Annotated in this window: 17 protein-coding genes and 2 tRNA genes; 3 read left to right on the top strand and 16 right to left on the bottom strand. The window is 63.9% G+C overall.

Going from position 1 to position 16659, the window contains the following annotated elements; all coding sequences use genetic code 11:
- The 15 genes from nuoL to ASD45_RS08855 form a co-directional block, all read right to left on the bottom strand.
- Entirely contained in the window at positions 1-2118 is a 2118-nt protein-coding gene (gene nuoL / locus ASD45_RS08925; protein ID WP_056911167.1) for an NADH-quinone oxidoreductase subunit L, read from the bottom strand.
- 7 nt (positions 2119-2125) lie between these two features.
- Entirely contained in the window at positions 2126-2434 is a 309-nt protein-coding gene (gene nuoK / locus ASD45_RS08920) for an NADH-quinone oxidoreductase subunit NuoK (RefSeq protein WP_056911166.1), read from the bottom strand.
- Positions 2431-3081, bottom strand: a complete 651-nt coding sequence (locus ASD45_RS08915) for an NADH-quinone oxidoreductase subunit J (RefSeq protein ID WP_056911165.1) — start codon at positions 3079-3081, stop codon at positions 2431-2433. The genes nuoK and ASD45_RS08915 overlap by 4 nt, the downstream gene beginning before the upstream one ends.
- Positions 3082-3086: 5 nt before the next feature.
- A complete protein-coding gene (gene nuoI, locus ASD45_RS08910; RefSeq protein WP_056911164.1) occupies positions 3087-3575 on the bottom strand; it encodes an NADH-quinone oxidoreductase subunit NuoI in 489 nt (162 codons plus the stop codon).
- A gap of 7 nt (positions 3576-3582) precedes the next feature.
- Entirely contained in the window at positions 3583-4614 is a 1032-nt protein-coding gene (nuoH, locus tag ASD45_RS08905) for an NADH-quinone oxidoreductase subunit NuoH (protein ID WP_056911163.1), read from the bottom strand.
- Between the two features lie 6 nt (positions 4615-4620).
- On the bottom strand, positions 4621-6696 hold the full coding sequence (nuoG, locus tag ASD45_RS08900; RefSeq protein WP_056911162.1) for an NADH-quinone oxidoreductase subunit NuoG: 2076 nt from the start codon (positions 6694-6696) through the stop codon (positions 4621-4623).
- The gene (locus ASD45_RS08895; protein WP_056911161.1) at positions 6693-7196 is read right to left on the bottom strand and encodes a DUF3291 domain-containing protein; all 504 of its coding nucleotides are present in this window, start codon (positions 7194-7196) and stop codon (positions 6693-6695) included. Before ASD45_RS08895 ends, nuoG begins: the two co-directional genes overlap by 4 nt.
- 3 nt (positions 7197-7199) lie before the next feature.
- A complete protein-coding gene (nuoF, locus tag ASD45_RS08890; protein WP_056911160.1) occupies positions 7200-8501 on the bottom strand; it encodes an NADH-quinone oxidoreductase subunit NuoF in 1302 nt (433 codons plus the stop codon).
- Between the two features lie 24 nt (positions 8502-8525).
- Positions 8526-9299 carry an NADH-quinone oxidoreductase subunit NuoE gene (gene nuoE / locus ASD45_RS08885; RefSeq protein WP_056911159.1) on the bottom strand — a complete coding sequence of 258 codons (774 nt, stop codon included), beginning with the start codon at positions 9297-9299 and terminating at the stop codon, positions 8526-8528.
- Positions 9296-10486 (bottom strand): NADH-quinone oxidoreductase subunit D, encoded by a 1191-nt coding sequence (locus ASD45_RS08880; RefSeq protein WP_056911158.1) that lies wholly within the window; start codon positions 10484-10486, stop codon positions 9296-9298. The genes nuoE and ASD45_RS08880 overlap by 4 nt, the downstream gene beginning before the upstream one ends.
- Entirely contained in the window at positions 10486-11145 is a 660-nt protein-coding gene (locus ASD45_RS08875; protein ID WP_056911157.1) for an NADH-quinone oxidoreductase subunit C, read from the bottom strand. The genes ASD45_RS08880 and ASD45_RS08875 overlap by 1 nt, the downstream gene beginning before the upstream one ends.
- Before the next feature lie 9 nt (positions 11146-11154).
- Positions 11155-11715, bottom strand: coding sequence for an NADH-quinone oxidoreductase subunit B (locus ASD45_RS08870; protein WP_056911156.1), 561 nt, complete (start codon positions 11713-11715; stop codon positions 11155-11157).
- Between the two features lie 19 nt (positions 11716-11734).
- Positions 11735-12100: an NADH-quinone oxidoreductase subunit A gene (locus ASD45_RS08865; RefSeq protein ID WP_056911155.1), complete on the bottom strand. Its 366-nt coding sequence runs from the start codon at positions 12098-12100 to the stop codon at positions 11735-11737.
- A 316-nt stretch (positions 12101-12416) separates the two neighbouring features.
- Positions 12417-13133, bottom strand: a complete 717-nt coding sequence (locus ASD45_RS08860; RefSeq protein WP_244485264.1) for a haloacid dehalogenase type II — start codon at positions 13131-13133, stop codon at positions 12417-12419.
- Positions 13134-13303: 170 nt separating this feature from the next.
- Positions 13304-13380: transfer RNA gene (locus ASD45_RS08855), tRNA-Asp, on the bottom strand.
- A 187-nt stretch (positions 13381-13567) separates the two neighbouring features.
- Between ASD45_RS08855 and ASD45_RS08850 the strand changes: the two genes are divergently transcribed.
- The 3 genes from ASD45_RS08850 to ASD45_RS08840 all read left to right on the top strand — a co-directional run bounded on the left by ASD45_RS08850 (position 13568) and on the right by ASD45_RS08840 (position 16562).
- Positions 13568-13867, top strand: a complete 300-nt coding sequence (locus ASD45_RS08850) for an HU family DNA-binding protein (protein ID WP_056911154.1) — start codon at positions 13568-13570, stop codon at positions 13865-13867.
- A gap of 94 nt (positions 13868-13961) precedes the next feature.
- The gene (gene pepT / locus ASD45_RS08845) at positions 13962-15215 is read left to right on the top strand and encodes a peptidase T (protein ID WP_056912669.1); all 1254 of its coding nucleotides are present in this window, start codon (positions 13962-13964) and stop codon (positions 15213-15215) included.
- 114 nt (positions 15216-15329) lie between these two features.
- On the top strand, positions 15330-16562 hold the full coding sequence (locus tag ASD45_RS08840; protein WP_056911153.1) for an MFS transporter: 1233 nt from the start codon (positions 15330-15332) through the stop codon (positions 16560-16562).
- Positions 16563-16571: 9 nt separating this feature from the next.
- Here ASD45_RS08840 and ASD45_RS08835 read toward each other — a convergent pair.
- A tRNA-Val gene (locus ASD45_RS08835) sits at positions 16572-16646 on the bottom strand.
- Positions 16647-16659: the final 13 nt, after the last annotated feature.

Below are 16659 nucleotides of genomic sequence, written 5' to 3'. Positions count from 1 at the left end.
TCAGTGAATCCCCGCCGAGAACATGAACCAGGTAATGAACAGCGCCGCGCCGATCAGCATGGCGAAGGCGTAGTGGTAGAGGTACCCGGTCTGCAGCCGGACGACGCTGCGCGTGACGTCAAGCACGCGGGCCGAAACGCCATCGGGGCCGAAGCCGTCGATCAGCCAGCCGTCGCCCTTCTTCCACAGCGAGTAGCCGATCCACTTCGCCGGACGCACGAAGATGACGTCGTAGATCTCGTCGAAGTACCACTTGTTGAGCAGGAACTTGTAGAGGACCTCGTGCTGGCGTGCGAGTTCGACCGGAATCTGCGGCTTGCGGATATAGAAATACCAAGCAACGATGAAGCCGATGACCATCATCACGGTCGGCAACAGGCCGATCTGCATCGGGATGTGATGCATCTCCTCAAGGACCTTGTTGTTCGGTCCGAACTTCAGCGACTCGCGGAAGAAATGCTCGACGCCGTGGCCGGCGAAGATCTCCTTGAACGGGAAGCCGGCGAGGATCGACCCGGCCGCCAGCACCGCGAGCGGAACGAGCATCACCATCGGGCTCTCGTGCGCTTCCTTCCAGTGCTTCACGTCATGGGGCGCGCCGTGGAAGGTCTTGAACACGAGACGCCAAGAGTAGAACGACGTCAGTAGCGCCGCGGCGACAGTGCAGACGAAGGCGTAGAGCGCCATCGGGTTGTTCGCGACGAAGGCGGATTCAATGATGGCGTCCTTGGAGAAATAACCGGCCGTCAACGGGAAACCGGTCAGCGCCAAAGTGCCAATCAGCATCACGATATAGGTGAACGGGATGCGGTCCTTCAGACCACCCATTTTTCGGATATCCTGCTCGTGATGCATCGCATGGATCACCGAGCCAGAGCCTAAGAACAGCAGCGCCTTGAAGAAGGCGTGCGTGAACAGGTGGAACATGCCGACCGAATAGGCGCCCGCCCCCATCGCCACGAACATGTAACCGAGTTGCGAACAGGTCGAATAGGCGACGATGCGCTTGATGTCGTTTTGCACCAGACCGATGGTCGCGGCGAAGATCGCCGTGGTGGCGCCGATGAACATGACGAAAGCCTGGGCGTGCGGCGCCAGTTCGAACAACGGCGACAGCCGCGCCACCATGAACACACCGGCGGTGACCATGGTCGCAGCGTGGATCAGCGCGGATACCGGCGTCGGGCCCTCCATCGCGTCCGGCAGCCAGGTGTGCAGCAGGAACTGCGCCGACTTGCCCATCGCACCCATGAACAGGAACAGGCAGATCAGCGTCATCGCGTCGGCGTGCCAGCCGAAGAAATTGATGCTCTTGCCGACGAGACCGGGCGCCTGCGCGAACACGGTGTCGAAATCGACGGCGCCGGTCATGGCGAACAGCGCGAAGATGCCGAGCGCGAAGCCGAAATCGCCGACGCGGTTGACGACAAAGGCCTTGATGGCGGCAGCGTTGGCTTCCGGCTTGTAGTACCAGAAACCGATCAGCAGGTAGCTCGCCAGACCCACGCCTTCCCAGCCGAAGAACATCTGCACCAGGTTGTCGGACGTCACCAGCATCAGCATGGCGAAGGTGAACAGCGACAGATAGCCAAAGAAGCGCGGCCGGTACGGCTCCTCGTGCATGTAACCGATGGAATAGAGATGCACGAGCGCCGACACGGTGTTGACGACGACCAGCATCACGGCGGTGAGGGTGTCGATGCGGAGCGCCCACTCGACCTTAAGGTTGCCCGACACGATCCAGTCGATCAGCGGCACGCGCACGTCATGGCCGCCGAACCCGACCTGCACCAGCGCGATCCAGGACAAGATCGCCGAAACCATCAGCAGCGTCGTGGTGATCAGCTCCGCCGTGCGCGAGCCCGCAGCCGCCGGCTCAACCGGGCCGTGCCCGTGACCGTCGTGGCCGTGCCCGTCGCCGGGTTCGTGGCTATCGTGGTGAATGACGCCGCCGCCAGCCACATGCGCGGAATGGTGATGGACGGGCGCGCCCGTCGCGTCGTCTTCGGCGCCGGGCGGCGGGGCCTCGCCGGGAAAGCGGCTGCGCGCGCTGACAAGCGCGATGACGCCGGCGAGAATGGCCCCGAGCAACGGCAGGAATACAATGGCCTGAAACATCGGGGATTCAGCCCTTCATCATATTGATGTCCTCAACCGCGATGGTGCCGCGGTTGCGGAAGAAGACGACGAGAATGGCAAGACCGATGGCGGCTTCCGCCGCGGCGACGGTCAGCACGAACAGCGCGAAGACCTGCCCGGTGATGTCGCCCAGATGGGTCGAGAACGCCACCAGGTTGATGTTGACCGCGAGCAGGATCAGCTCGATCGACATCAGGATGATGATCACGTTCTTGCGGTTCAGGAAGATGCCGAAGACGCCGAATGTGAACAGGATCGCGGCGACCGACAGGTAATGTCCAAGACCGATGGTCATGCCGCCTCTCCCGCGTCCTTGGAGGAAATCTCGTTGGAGCCGAGCCCCTGCCCGGTGCGGACCTTCGCCACCTTCATCGCCATCTGCGGAGTCCGTGCGTTCTGCGCGCTGATCGACTGGCGCTTGACTCGCGCCTTGTGGTGCAGCGTCAGCACGATAGCGCCGATCATGGCGACCAGCAGGATCATGCCGGCGACCTCGAAGAAGTAGACGTAGCGGGTATAGAGCACCAAGCCGATCGCCTCGGTATTGGTGACATTGGTCGGGATCGGCGCAGTGATCGCCGACGGCACGCCGGGGCCGATCGCCCAGGAGCCGAGCACCATCACCAGTTCGGCGAGGAAGATGCCGCCGATCAGCATGCCGACCGGCAGATACTGCAGCGCGCCGTGCTTCAGTTCGGCGAAGTCGACGTCGAGCATCATGACGACGAACAGGAACAGCACGGCGACCGCACCGACATAGACGACGACCAGGATCATCGCCAGGAATTCGGCACCCATCATCACGAACAGCCCGGACGCGTTGACGAAGGCGAGGATGAGGTAGAGCACCGAGTGCACCGGGTTCTTCGACGCGATCACCATGAAGGCGCTCGCGACCAGGATGCAGGCGAACAGATAGAAGAATACGGCTGCGGCGGTCATCGGCGTTACCTATACGGCGCGTCGAGCGCGATGTTCTTGGCGATCTCGCGCTCCCAGCGGTCGCCATTCGCGAGCAGGCGCGCCTTGTCGTAATAGAGCTCTTCGCGGGTTTCCGTAGCGAATTCGAAATTCGGCCCTTCGACAATGGCGTCCACCGGGCAGGCCTCTTGGCAGAGGCCGCAGTAGATGCACTTCACCATGTCGATGTCATAGCGCGTGGTGCGGCGCGTGCCGTCGTTGCGGCGCGGGCCGGCCTCGATGGTGATGGCTTGCGCCGGGCAGATCGCTTCGCACAGCTTGCAGGCGATGCAACGCTCTTCGCCGTTCGGATAACGGCGCAGCGCGTGCTCGCCGCGGAAGCGCGGCGAGATCGGACCCTTCTCGAACGGATAATTCAAGGTCGCCTTGGGCGCGAAGAAATAGCGCATGGCGAGCGCGGTGCCGACCACAAACTCCCAGAGGAACAGTGCCTTTGCGGCGCCGACTAATCTCATGACGTCCTCACTTCATCGCCGCGGTGGCGAGGTGACCGTATTGCAGGACACCCGCAACAATCACGACCATCGCCAGCGACAGCGGAAGAAATACTTTCCAGCCGAGCCGCATCAGCTGGTCGTAGCGGTAGCGCGGCACGATCGCCTTCGCCATGGCGAAGCCGAAGAAGATGAAAAGCGCCTTGAGCACGAACCAGATGACGCCCGGAACCCAGGTGAACGGTGCGTAAGGCACCGGCGGCAGCCAGCCGCCGAGGAACAGGATGGTGCCCATCGCGCACATCGTGGCGATCGCCACGTATTCGCCAAGCATGAACATCATGTAAGGTGACGAGCCGTACTCGACCATGAAGCCGGCGACCAGTTCCGATTCCGCCTCGACCAGATCGAACGGCGGACGGTTGGTCTCCGCCAAGGCCGAGATGAAGAACACGACAAACATCGGAAACAGCGGCAGCCAGTACCACGACAGCATGCCATAGGGCCCGTTCTGCGCCTCGACGATCTTCGACAAGTTGAGCGAGCCGGCGCACAGCAGCACGGTGATAATGACGAAGCCGATCGACACTTCGTAGGAAACCATCTGCGCCGCCGAACGCAGCGCGGCCAGGAACGGATATTTCGAGTTCGACGCCCAGCCGGCCATGATCACGCCGTAGACCATCAGCGACGACACCGCGAAGATATAGAGCACGCCGACATTGATGTTGGCGATCACCCAACCAGCACTTACTGGCACCACGGCCCAGGCGGCAAGCGCCAGCACGCAGGTAACGAGCGGCGCGAGCAGGAACACGCCCTTGTTCGAACCGGCCGGAATCACCGGCTCCTTGACCACGAATTTCAAAAGGTCGGCGAAGGACTGCAGCAGGCCCCACGGTCCGACGACGTTCGGGCCGCGCCGCATCTGCACTGCCGCCCAGATTTTACGGTCAGCCAGCAGGATGTAGGCGATGCCGACCAGCAGGATCACCAGAAGCAGCAGCGACTGCCCCAGAATGATGATCAGCGGCCAAAGGGTGGTCCAGAAGAAATCCATCGTTCCCTACTCCGCCGCCGTCAGCGTGAGCTTCTGCGCGGCAGCCTTGGCGATTGCCGAACACTCGGCCATCACGGCGGACGCCCGCGCGATCGGATTGGTGAAATAGAAGTCGGAAACCGGCGACACCAAAGCCGACTTCTCGATTGTGCCGCCGAGCTTGCTCAGGTTCTGAATATCCGCTGCCGCGCCAGGCGCAATCTGATCGATGCGCATCAGGTGCGGATAGGCCGCATACATCGCCGCTCGCAGCGCCGGCAGCGAGTCGAACGGCAACTTGCAGCCCAGCGTCTCCGACAGCGCGCGCAGGATCGCCCAGTCCTCGCGGGCGTCGCCCGGCGGGAACGCGGCGCGCGTCGTCATCTGCACGCGGCCTTCGGTGTTCACGTAGGTCGCCGATTTTTCCGGGTAGGCCGCGCCCGGCAAGATGACGTCGGCGCGATGCGCGCCGCGGTCACCATGGGTGCCGATATAGACGACGAAAGCGCCCGCGGGGACATCGACTTCATCGACGCCAAGCAGGAACAGCATATCGAGCGCGTTGGCCTTGAGCATGGCGCCGGTATCGAGGCCGCCCTCACCCGGCACGAAGCCGATATCGAGCGCGCCGACGAGGCCGGCTTCGGTATGGAGGATGTTGAACCCGTTCCAGCCGTCCTTGACGACGCCCAGCGACGCCGCGGCCTTTGCCGCCTGCGCAAGCACCGCGGCGCCATCGGCGCGGTTGAGCGCACCTTGGCCAACGATGAACATCGGCTTCTGCGCCTTAGCCGGCGCATGATCGATCATCGGCGTGAGGCTGTCCGGGCCGGCGCCAAGATAAGTATAGCTATAAGTAAGATCGGCCTGTTCGCCGACGACACCGATCAGCACATTGCCTTGGCGCCAGCGCTTGCGGATGCGAGCGTTCAGCACCGGCGCTTCCCTGCGCGGGTTACAGCCGATCAGCATGATCGCGTCGGCCTGATCGATACCGGCAATGGTCGAATTGAACAGGTAACTGCCGCGGCCGTGCTTGGGATGCAGCGGCGAACCCGGATAACGGGCGTCGATGTTCTTGACACCGAGCGCCGTCATCATCGCCTTCAGCGCGTACATTTCCTCGACGCCAGCCAGTTGGCCGGCGAGCGCGCCGACGCGCTCGGATTTGGCCGGGCGCATCTTGTCGGCGATGGCGGCAAACGCCTCTTTCCAGGTCGCGGGCCGCAGGCGGCCATTCTCGCGAATATAAGGAATATCGAGGCGCTGGGTGCGCAGACCGTCGACGACATGGCGGGTCTTGTCGGAGATCCACTCTTCGTTGATGTCGTCATTGGTGCGCGGCAGGATGCGCATCACCTCGCGGCCGCGCGCGTCGATGCGGATGGCCGAGCCGAGCGCGTCCATGACATCGACCGACGGCGTCTTCGACAATTCCCACGGCCGCGCGGCGAAGGCGTAAGGCTTCGAGGTCAGCGCGCCGACCGGGCACAGATCGACGACGTTAGATTGCAGTTCGGAGGTCATCGCGGCTTCGAGATAGGTCGTGATCTCCATGTCCTCGCCGCGACCGGTGGCGCCCAGTTCCGACACGCCGGCCACCTCCGCCGAGAAGCGGATGCAGCGCGTGCACTGGATGCAGCGGTTCATCGAGGTCTTGACCAGCGCGCCGATGTACTTGTCTTCGACCGCGCGCTTGTTCTCGTGATAGCGCGTGTGATCGACGCCATAGGCCATGGCCTGATCCTGCAGATCGCACTCGCCGCCCTGATCGCAAATCGGGCAATCGAGCGGATGGTTGATCAGCAGAAATTCCATTACGCCTTCGCGCGCCTTCTTCACCATTGGCGACTTGGTGAACATCTGCGGCGGCTCGCCATTGGGGCCGGGCCGCAGGTCGCGGACGTTCTGGGCGCAGGAGGCGACGGGCTTCGGCGGCCCGCCCTTCACTTCGATCAGGCACATGCGGCAATTGCCGGCGATCGACAGCCGCTCATGGAAGCAGAAGCGCGGAATCTCGGCGCCGGCGGCTTCGCACGCCTGCAACAGCGTGTATTCCGGCGGGACGTCGAGTTCCTGTCCGTCGATGATGACTTTGGTCATGCCGCGTGCTCGCCAAGAAGGGGAGTAGGCGCGCCGCAGCGCGCAGTTTTCCAATGTTGCGCATCGGCGAGATACTCCCAGCCGAATGCATGCTCGCTCGACCCGTGCGCCTTCAAGTGCTCGAGGCGCTCGACGCCCTCGGCCATCGGCGGCCGATGTCCGGCTTCAATGTGCCACATCACCAGCGGCGTCTCGGTATGTTCAAACCACTCGGCGCGTCGGCCGTAGAAGCGGCTGTGCACCGTCTTCCAGACGAAACGCTCCAGCGCCGCGACGTTTTCCCACACGGTCAGGTTCGGCAGGATCCGCGGGTCGCCGTATACCTGCATGCCCATGGCGTTGCCGCTGTCGTCGGCAAGCCGCCAGACAAAGCCTTCGATCTGATCCGCCAGCCCGTTCACCCGCGCGACATTGCCGACGAAGTCCGCCATGCGCGGATCGTCGAGCGGATACTTGATCCGCGCGATGTTGAACTGGGCGAGATGGCGGGTCCCGGTCATGCCCTACTCCGCCGCGACCATGACTGGTTCGGCATGCGGATTGGCCGAGTACTGGTCGATCCGCTCTTCGATCTCGTGACGGAAATGCGCAATCAGGCCCTGGATCGGCCAGGCCGCGGCGTCGCCGAGCGCGCAGATGGTGTGACCCTCGATCTGCTTGGTCACATCGAGCAGCATGTCGATCTCGCGCTTCTGCGCGCGGCCTTCCGACATGCGCGAGAGCACGCGCCACATCCAGCCGGTGCCCTCGCGGCACGGTGTACACTGGCCGCAGCTCTCGTGCTTGTAGAAATACGAGATACGCGTGATCGCCTTGATCAGGTCGGTGGACTTGTCCATCACGATCACCGCGGCGGTGCCGAGACCGGAACGCAGCTTGCCGAGGGAGTCGAAATCCATCGGCGTGTCGATGATCTGCGCCGCCGGCACCATGCGCACCGACGAGCCGCCGGGGATCACGGCCTTGAGATTGTCCCAGCCGCCACGGATGCCGCCGCAATGCTTGTCGATGAGTTCGCGGAACGGAATGCTCATCGCTTCTTCGACGTTGCACGGCTTGTTGACGTGGCCGGAGATGCAGAACAGCTTGGTGCCGACATTGTTCGGCGCGCCGAACGAGGAGAACCATGCCGCGCCGCGGCGCAGGATATCCGGCGCGACGGCGATCGACTCGACGTTGTTCACCGTGGTCGGGCAGCCATAGAGACCGACATTGGCCGGGAACGGCGGCTTCAAGCGCGGCTGACCCTTCTTGCCCTCGAGGCTTTCGAGCAGCGCGGTCTCTTCGCCGCAGATATAGGCGCCGGCGCCGTGGGCGACGTAGAGGTCGAAGTCCCAGCCGTTGACGTTGTTCTTGCCGATCAGCTTGGCTTCGTAGGCCTGATCGATCGCCGCCTGCAGGCGCTCACGCTCGCGGATAAACTCGCCGCGCACATAGATGTAACCGGCATGCGCGCCCATGGCGAAGCCGGCGATCAGGCAGCCTTCGACCAGCAGATGCGGGTCGTGCCGCATGATCTCGCGATCTTTACAGGTGCCCGGTTCGGACTCGTCGGCGTTGACGACGAGGTAATGCGGACGTTCACCGATTTCCTTCGGCATGAACGACCATTTGAGACCGGTCGGGAAGCCGGCGCCGCCGCGGCCGCGCAGACCCGAGGCTTTCATCTCGTTGATGATGCCGTCGCGGCCCTTCTCCAGAATCGCCTTGGTGCCGTCCCATGAGCCGCGCGCACGCGCCCCCTTCAGCCCCCAATCGTGGAGGCCGTAGAGGTTCTTGAAGATGCGATCCTTGTCAGCGAGCATTGGCTATCTCGATCTTCGGCGCGATCAATTCGGTTTCGGCTTTTTGTCGGCGCCGGCTTTCGACAGCGGCGCCTTCGGTTCGGGAGCTTCGCGATTGCTCGCGGTGACACTCGGCTTCTTGGCGTCGCTGTCGGTCAGCGCCGGGCCTGTATTCTGCGGAGCAGCCGCTTTGGACTGGGCGGCGTAGACTGCGGGATCGGTCAGGGTCGTCGGGCCACCCTCGGGCGCTGAAAACTGGCGACCGTTCTGCGGCCCCGGCTTGGGCGGATTGCCGGCGGCGAAGCCGTCGATGATTTTCTCGAAGCTCTCCGCCGTGAGATCCTCGTACGTGTCCTTCCAGATCAGGGCCATCGGGGCGTTGACGCAGGCGCCCAGGCACTCGACCTCTTCCCACGAGAAATTCCCGTCGGCCGACACCTCGAACGGATCATGCGCGATGCGGTGCTTGCAGACTTCGAACAGGTCGTCGGCGCCGCGCAAACGGCACGGCGTCGTACCGCACACCTGAATGTGCGCCTTCTTGCCCACAGGCTGCAGCAGGAACATCGTATAGAACGTCGCCACTTCCATGGCGCGGATGTGCTCCATGCCAAGCATGTCGGCGACGTAGCGGATCGCGGCCTCGGGCAGCCAGCCGTGATGTTGCTCCTGCGCGCGCCACATCAGCGGAATGACGGCGGAAGCCTGACGGCCCTCGGGAAACTTGGCCATCTGCGCCTTCGCCCAAGCGAGGTTCTCCGCCGTGAAGGCGAACTCCTTCGGCTGGACTGCGGCGGGCGCGGTGCGGCGAACGCTCATCGATCAACTTCCCCGAACACGATGTCGATGGAACCGAGAATGGCCGAGACGTCGGCCAGCAGATGGCCCTTGCACAACCAGTCCATCGATTGCAGGTGCGCGAAGCCGGGCGCGCGAATCTTGCACTTGTACGGCTTGTTGGTGCCGTCGGCGACGAGATAGACGCCGAACTCGCCCTTCGGCGCCTCGACCGCGGCATAAACTTCGCCGGCCGGCACGTGGAAGCCTTCGGTGTAGAGCTTGAAGTGATGGATCAGCGCTTCCATCGACTTCTTCATCTCGCCGCGCTTCGGCGGCACGATCTTCTGATCGACTGCCGAGACCGGGCCCTGGCCTTCGGCCGAGCGAAGCTTGTCGCAGCACTGCTTCATGATCTTGGCCGACTGACGCATCTCTTCCATGCGGATGAGATAGCGGTCGTAGCAGTCGCCGTTCTTGCCGACTGGAATATCGAAATCGAGTTCGGCGTAGCACTCGTAGGGCTGCGACTTGCGCAAATCCCAGGCCGCGCCCGAGCCGCGCACCATGACGCCGGAGTAGCCCCAATTCCAGGCGTCCTCGAGCTTGACGACGGCAATATCGACGTTGCGCTGCTTGAAGATGCGGTTGCCGGTGAGCAGCGTGTCGAGATCGTCGACGACCTTCAGGAACGGATCGCACCAGTTGTAGATGTCGTCGATGAGCTGGCGCGGCAGATCCTGATGCACGCCGCCGACACGGAAATACGCCGCGTGCATGCGCGAGCCCGAGGCGCGCTCGTAGAACACCATCAGCTTCTCGCGCTCTTCGAAGCCCCACAGCGGCGGAGTGAGCGCGCCGACGTCCATCGCCTGCGTGGTGACGTTGAGAAGATGCGACAGGATGCGGCCGATTTCCGAATACAGCACGCGAATGAGCTGCGCGCGCTTCGGCACCTCGAGACCAAGCAGCCTTTCGACCGCGAGGCAAAAAGCGTGCTCCTGATTCATCGGCGCGACGTAATCGAGCCGGTCGAAATATGGAATCGCCTGCAGGTAGGTCTTGGCCTCGATCAGCTTCTCGGTGCCGCGATGCAGAAGGCCGATATGCGGATCGACGCGATCGACGATCTCGCCGTCGAGCTCCAGCACCAGGCGCAACACACCGTGCGCCGCGGGATGCTGCGGTCCGAAGTTGATGGTGAAGTTGCGGACTGCGGTCTCGGCCATTACGGCGTCGCCTTCTTCTCGGGCTCACCGGTGAGCTTGTTGCCCTGCCCCGGCTCCTTCGCCTTTTCGTCGCCCGGCAGCACGTAGTCGGTGCCTTCCCACGGCGACAGGAAGTCGAACGAGCGAAATTCCTGCGCCAGTTTCACCTTGTCGTAGACAACGCGCTTCTGCTCGTCGTCGTAGCGCACCTCGACGAAGCCGGTGAGCGGGAAGTCCTTGCGCAGCGGATGTCCCTCGAAACCGTAGTCGGTGAGAATGCGGCGCATGTCCGGATGGCCGGTGAACAGCACGCCGTAGAGATCATAGGTCTCGCGCTCGAACCAGTCGGCCCCGCGGAACACGTCGATAAGCGACGGCACCGGCGTTGCCTCGTCGGTCATGACCTTGACGCGAATGCGCTGGTTCAGCCGCGGCGACAGCATGTGATAGACGACGTCGAATCGCTGCTCGCGCCCTGGATAATCGACTGCGGTGACGTCGATGATGCAGAGGAATTGGCATGACGGATCGTCGCGCAGATATTTCGCCACCTTGACGATGTCGGCGGCATTGGCGGTGACGTTGAGTTCGCCGAAGGCGATCTCGTGGCCAATCACAGCGCCGGGCAGCGCGGCCTTGATCGAGGCGCCGAGATTGTCGAGCGTCGTGAGGTTGTCCATGGCCCGCCCCTATCGCTCGATCGTGCCGACGCGGCGGATTTTCTTCTGCAGCATCAGCACGCCATAGAGCAGTGCCTCCGCCGTCGGCGGACAGCCCGGCACGTAGATGTCGACGGGAACGATGCGGTCGCAGCCGCGCACCACGCTGTAGGAATAGTGGTAGTAGCCACCGCCATTGGCGCAGGAACCCATCGAGATGACGTAACGCGGTTCCGGCATCTGGTCGTAAACCTTGCGCAGCGCCGGCGCCATCTTGTTGGTCAGCGTGCCGGCGACGATCATAACGTCGGACTGGCGCGGCGACGCGCGCGGCGCGAAGCCGAAGCGCTCGACGTCGTAACGCGGCATGGAAACCTGCATCATCTCGACCGCGCAGCAGGCCAGACCGAACGTCATCCACATCAGCGAGCCGGTGCGGGCCCAGGTAACGAGATCGTCGGCGGCGGTGACGATGAAGCCCTTGTCGGACAGCTCGTTATTAACATTTGCAAAGAACGGATCGTCGGCCCCGACCGGCTTGCCGGTCGACGGGTCGAGAATGCCGCGGGGCTGGGGAGCAACCATTGTCATTGCGATGCCTTCAGCGCGCTCAATCCCATTCGAGCGCGCCCTTTTTCCATTCGTAGATGAAACCAATGGTGAGGACGCCGAGGAACAGCATCATTGCCCAGAAGCCGAAAGCGCCGACCTGATGGAACGTGACCGCCCAAGGGAACAAGAAGCTCACCTCAAGATCGAATATAATGAACAGAATGGCGACCAGGTAGAAGCGCACGTCGAATTTCATGCGCGCATCGTCGAACGAATTGAAGCCGCACTCGTAGGCCGACAGCTTTTCCGGATCCGGCTGCTGGAACGCGACGATGAACGGCGCGACGAGAAGCGCGAGCCCGATCACAAGCGCCACGGCGATAAAGATCACGAGGGGCAGATAGTCCTGCAGCAATGCGCTCATCGGCGACCTCTATCGTCTTTCGCCCCCTGCCCCGTAAGGCAGCTCCGGCCGGTCGCGGCCGCCATCGTCGGCGCCGCTGTTCCCGCGCAAAACCCTCAAAAACCCAAGGCCTTGTTTGGAAACGTTGCAAGGACAGAGCGGCTGAGGCTTAGCGCAGCGCGCAACGCCTTGGCAAGCCGACTGTGTCGCCAAAAAGGCCGCAATACGCCGTGCCGCTCGCGCAAACTGTGGATCGTGGCGGCCGCCGCCCGGCCCTTCGGAACATGAGCGCGACTCGGGCTAGGCGCCGACGCGAACCCCGATGGCGCCAGCGCGCTCAAGCGCCCAGTTGGTACGCGACATCGGCAAGATCGCTCCCCGCCACGTCGACAGGCACAGTCGGCGAGCGTTCGCCGGTACCGGGGCCATGCTCATTCGGACGTGCGACATGCCCGGTGCGCAGACCACAGGCCGCAGCCGCGGCGAGATCGTTGGAATGCGCCGCCACCATCATGCACTGCCGCGGCTCGAGATCGAGCGCGGCACAGGCGGCGAGGTAGACTTTAGGCTTGGGCTTGTAGTCGCCGGCAATCTCGGCGCCGAGAATGGCGTCCCACGGCAGATCGTTGCGCCGTGCCAGATCGACCATCAGGGATATGTTTCCGTTCGACACCGGCGCTATGCGGAATTTGGTCTTCAGCCGCTCCAGGGCCGCCGGCACTTCCGGCCAGGCGTCGAGCCGGTGCCAGACCTGGGTCAGGTCGTCGAGCACTTCGTCCGACAGGCTGTCGAGGCCGAAGCGCGGCGCCATGCGCACGAGATTGGCACGGTGCAGCACGTCCAGCTTGCTGAATGGCATGCGGCCGGAGCGCACTTCCTCCATGCCGGGCTGGTACTCGCCGCGCCAGCCGTCGGCAAAGGCCAGCCAGTCGAGGTCGAAGCCGAGGTCGCCGAGGATTCGCTCGGATTCGCGGGCAACCGAGATGCGCCAGTCCACCATGGTGCCGAAAACATCGAAAAACAGGGCTTTGACGCCCAGATCCGGGTTAGGCATGGGCTTAACTCCTCCGGTTGGCGTCCCGATCGGTGGCGGCGCTGACCAGGCGCGGCAGTGGGATGATCTGCCACCGCCCAGCGGCCCGGCCGTGTCGGGTCAGTATCGCACAACGAAAAAGGCTCGCCAAATGGCGAGCCTTTTTAAGTCTCTGATTTTCATCGGAGAAATGGCGGGAGCGACGGGACTCGAACCCGCGGCCTCTGCCGTGACAGGGCAGCGCTCTAACCAACTGAGCTACGCCCCCGCGGGCGTTGCGGTGAGTTATAGGGGGCTCCGCGCCAAGTCAAGGCAAACACGTTTGAGCCCGTCACAATTGCGAAAAAGCCCCATTTATCGCTAAGAATCATGGTCAGACCGCACCCGAATCGTCTAATGCGGACGTCACGGTCTGGCGCTTCGCCAGCCTTGCGGCTCAAGAGGAGGGTCCCCTGATGGCTACGGCAAGTAAGGCTCCGGCAACGGTTACCCTGAAGCATCTCGCTGCGGCGCTCGCCGAATCGCACGAGATGTCCAAGAAGCAGGCTGAAACCGTCCTCGGCGATTTCGTCGGCAGCATCGTGAAGCACCTCAAGAAGGGCGAGCGCATCCGCATCGGTGGTCTCGGCATTCTTCAGGTGCGCAAGCGCGCTGCGCGCATCGGCCGTAACCCGGCCACGGGCGAACAGATTCAGATCAAGGCGTCGAAGAAGGTCGCGTTCCGCGCCGCCAAGGAACTCAAGGAAGCGGTCTGACGCTTCCGGCGCTGGACTCTCCGGCAAATTAGACGGCAGGCTGCGGCGACAAGCCCGGCCTGCCGTTTTGTTTTTGGTGTTGATGGATTCGACGATGTCCGCCTCTCTCGCCTTCGACTACACCGTGCTCGAGCGGTTCTTGCGTTACGTCGGGATCGATACACAGTCCGACCCGGCATCGCCGACGACGCCGTCCACACAGAAGCAGAAAGATCTCGGCCGCCTACTGGTGAGCGAACTGCGCGACATCGGCCTCAGCGACGCCGCGATGGACGATAACGGCTATGTCTACGCCACGCTGCCGGCCAACACCGACAAAACCGTCCCGGTGATCTGCTTTTGCTCGCACATGGACACATCGCCGGACTGTAGCGGCGCCAATGTGAAGCCGCAGATCGTGCGGAACTACCAGGGCGGCGACATCGTCCTGCCGGGCGACGAGGCCCAGGTCATCCACGCCGCCGAACATGCTTCACTCGCCCAGCAGATCGGCAACGACATCGTCACCTCGGACGGCACCACGCTGCTCGGTGCGGATAACAAGGCGGGGCTGGCCGAGATCGTCGATGCCATGCGTTTTCTCGTCGCCCATCCCGAGATCAAGCACGGCACCATCAAGGTGTTGTTCACGCCGGACGAGGAGATCGGCCGCGGAGTCGACAAAGCCGACCTGAAGCGGCTTGCCGCCGACTTCGCCTATACGATCGACGGCGAGGCTGCGGGCAGCATTGAAGATGAGACCTTCTCGGCCGACGCGGCGATTATCTCCATCACCGGCGTCGCCGCGCATCCGGGCTTCGCCAAGGGCAAGATGGAAAACGCCATAAAGATCGCGGCGCGAATCGTCGATGCGCTGCCGAAGGACACCTGCACCCCGGAAACGACCGATGGCCGCGAAGGATTCCTGCACCCGGTGTCGGTCACCTCGCAGCTTGGCGAAGCCAAACTGCAATACATCGTCCGCGATTTCGACGAGGCCGGCTTGCGCGCAAAGGGGCAGTTGCTGGAGCAGACGGTCAAGGACGTGATGCGAGACTTCCCGCGCTCGACTTATCGCTTCGAGCTCAAGGAGCAGTACCGCAACATGCGCGTCGTGCTCGACAAGCATCCAGCGATCGTCGACAACGCCATGGAAGCGGTGCGCCGCGCCGGTCTGACACCGGTCAAAGGCTCAATTCGTGGCGGCACCGACGGCTCGCGGCTGTCCTTCATGGGACTGCCCTGCCCCAACATCTTCGCCGGCGAACACGCCTTCCACTCGCCTCTGGAATGGGTCAGCGTCCAGGACATGCAGGCCGCCGTGCGCACCATCGTGCATCTGGCGGCGCTGTGGGAAGAGCGGGCCTGACTGACGAGCGCTGATGCGCGCCGGAGCGACACTGCCTCGCGATCAGGATCCGGGTGGTGGACCTTGGCGTCTTCTGCGACCTAACCGCATCGTTCGGTCAGGTTGCGAGGCGCCATGTCGGAAAGTTTGCACCATCACCCTTTGCCGACGGCCTTCCGGCGGCTGGCGTGGTCGAACCTGATTGCGCAATCGGCCGACCAGATCGGCCTTGCCGCCGCGCCGATGATCGCCGTGCTCGTGCTCGGCGCCGGTGCGGGCGCGACCGGCTTTCTCACGGCGGCGCAGACCTTGCCGTTTCTGCTGCTGTCGTTTCCGGCGGGCGTGCTTGCCGACCGCACCTCACGACGCTCGCTGATGGCGCTGGCCGAGGCGCTGCGCTGCGTCGCGCTGCTGTCGCTGCCGATGTTAGCCGGGCTCGCATGGCTGTCGGTGCCGCTATTGGCGCTGATCGGTTTTGCCGCCGCCACCGGCACCGTGGCCTTCAGCGTCGCCGCGCCCGCGCTGGTGCCGGCGCTCGTGCCGCGGCAACAATTCGTCGCCGCCAATGGCCGGCTCGAACTGGCGCGCAGCGTCGCCTTCGCCGCCGGCCCCGCGCTCGCGGGCGCGCTTGTCGGCTGGCTCGGCGCGTCGCCGACATTCATCCTCGCGGCCGCATTGTCGGCCATCGCCGCCGCGCTCTTGATCGGCATCCCCGAACCGCAACGTCCGGCACAAGCGCCGCGCCATATCGTCGCCGATCTGAAGGAAGGCGCCGGCTTCGTCTGGCGGCACGAATGGCTGCGGCCGATCCTGCTCACCGCCGTCGCCTGGAATCTCGCGTGGTTCGTCCTGCAGGCGGCCTATGTGCCTTACGCCGTGCATCGGCTCGGACTGTCCGCGACCGGCGTCGGCGCGACGCTCGCCGTCTACGGCATCGGCATGGTGGCGGGCGCGCTGCTGGCGCCGCGCGTCGTCGCCTCGATGTCGTTCGGCAGCGCGGTCGCGCTCGGCCCTGTCGTGTCTGTCGCGGCGATCGCGGTGATGCTCGCGACGCTGCAATGGCCTTCGGGCGCGCTGGCCGCCGTGTCGTTCTTCCTGTTCGGCGCCGGCCCGATCGTCTGGGTCATATCGTCGACGACACTCCGGCAAGCCGTCACGCCCGAAGCGCTGCTCGGCCGCGTGTCGGCGCTGTTCATGACGGCCAATACCGGCGCGCGGCCAGTCGGCGCAGCGCTCGGCGGTCTCATCGGCGGCGCCTACGGCGCCGAGGCCTGCATCGTCGTCGCCTGCATCGGCTTCCTGATCCAGGCGGCGATCATCCTGCGCTCGCCGATCCGGAGCCTGGCGCGATTGCCGGCAATGGCCTGAGTGATGGGATGGTGGGCAGTGAGAGGATCGAACTCCCGACCGTCCCGGTGTAAACGGGATGCTCTACCGCTGAGCTAACTGCCCAATCCGCCGCGAG

Origin of the sequence: Pseudolabrys sp. Root1462 (assembly GCF_001426945.1) — a bacterium.
GTDB lineage: Bacteria > Pseudomonadota > Alphaproteobacteria > Rhizobiales > Xanthobacteraceae > Pseudolabrys.
This window is presented reverse-complemented; position numbering and strand designations above follow the sequence as displayed.

Coding starts and splice junctions, on each gene's coding strand:
- pepT (WP_056912669.1), top strand. CDS start 13,962: ATGTCCGCCTCTCTCGCCTTCGACTACACCGTGCTCGAGCGGTTCTTG.
- nuoE (WP_056911159.1), bottom strand. CDS start 9,299: ATGAGCGTTCGCCGCACCGCGCCCGCCGCAGTCCAGCCGAAGGAGTTC.
- nuoG (WP_056911162.1), bottom strand. CDS start 6,696: ATGACCAAAGTCATCATCGACGGACAGGAACTCGACGTCCCGCCGGAA.
- ASD45_RS08850 (WP_056911154.1), top strand. CDS start 13,568: ATGGCTACGGCAAGTAAGGCTCCGGCAACGGTTACCCTGAAGCATCTC.
- ASD45_RS08870 (WP_056911156.1), bottom strand. CDS start 11,715: ATGACAATGGTTGCTCCCCAGCCCCGCGGCATTCTCGACCCGTCGACC.
- ASD45_RS08915 (WP_056911165.1), bottom strand. CDS start 3,081: ATGACCGCCGCAGCCGTATTCTTCTATCTGTTCGCCTGCATCCTGGTC.
- ASD45_RS08895 (WP_056911161.1), bottom strand. CDS start 7,196: ATGACCGGGACCCGCCATCTCGCCCAGTTCAACATCGCGCGGATCAAG.
- nuoH (WP_056911163.1), bottom strand. CDS start 4,614: ATGGATTTCTTCTGGACCACCCTTTGGCCGCTGATCATCATTCTGGGG.
- nuoL (WP_056911167.1), bottom strand. CDS start 2,118: ATGTTTCAGGCCATTGTATTCCTGCCGTTGCTCGGGGCCATTCTCGCC.
- ASD45_RS08875 (WP_056911157.1), bottom strand. CDS start 11,145: ATGGACAACCTCACGACGCTCGACAATCTCGGCGCCTCGATCAAGGCC.
- nuoF (WP_056911160.1), bottom strand. CDS start 8,501: ATGCTCGCTGACAAGGATCGCATCTTCAAGAACCTCTACGGCCTCCAC.
- nuoI (WP_056911164.1), bottom strand. CDS start 3,575: ATGAGATTAGTCGGCGCCGCAAAGGCACTGTTCCTCTGGGAGTTTGTG.
- ASD45_RS08865 (WP_056911155.1), bottom strand. CDS start 12,100: ATGAGCGCATTGCTGCAGGACTATCTGCCCCTCGTGATCTTTATCGCC.
- ASD45_RS08840 (WP_056911153.1), top strand. CDS start 15,330: ATGTCGGAAAGTTTGCACCATCACCCTTTGCCGACGGCCTTCCGGCGG.
- nuoK (WP_056911166.1), bottom strand. CDS start 2,434: ATGACCATCGGTCTTGGACATTACCTGTCGGTCGCCGCGATCCTGTTC.
- ASD45_RS08880 (WP_056911158.1), bottom strand. CDS start 10,486: ATGGCCGAGACCGCAGTCCGCAACTTCACCATCAACTTCGGACCGCAG.
- ASD45_RS08860 (WP_244485264.1), bottom strand. CDS start 13,133: ATGCCTAACCCGGATCTGGGCGTCAAAGCCCTGTTTTTCGATGTTTTC.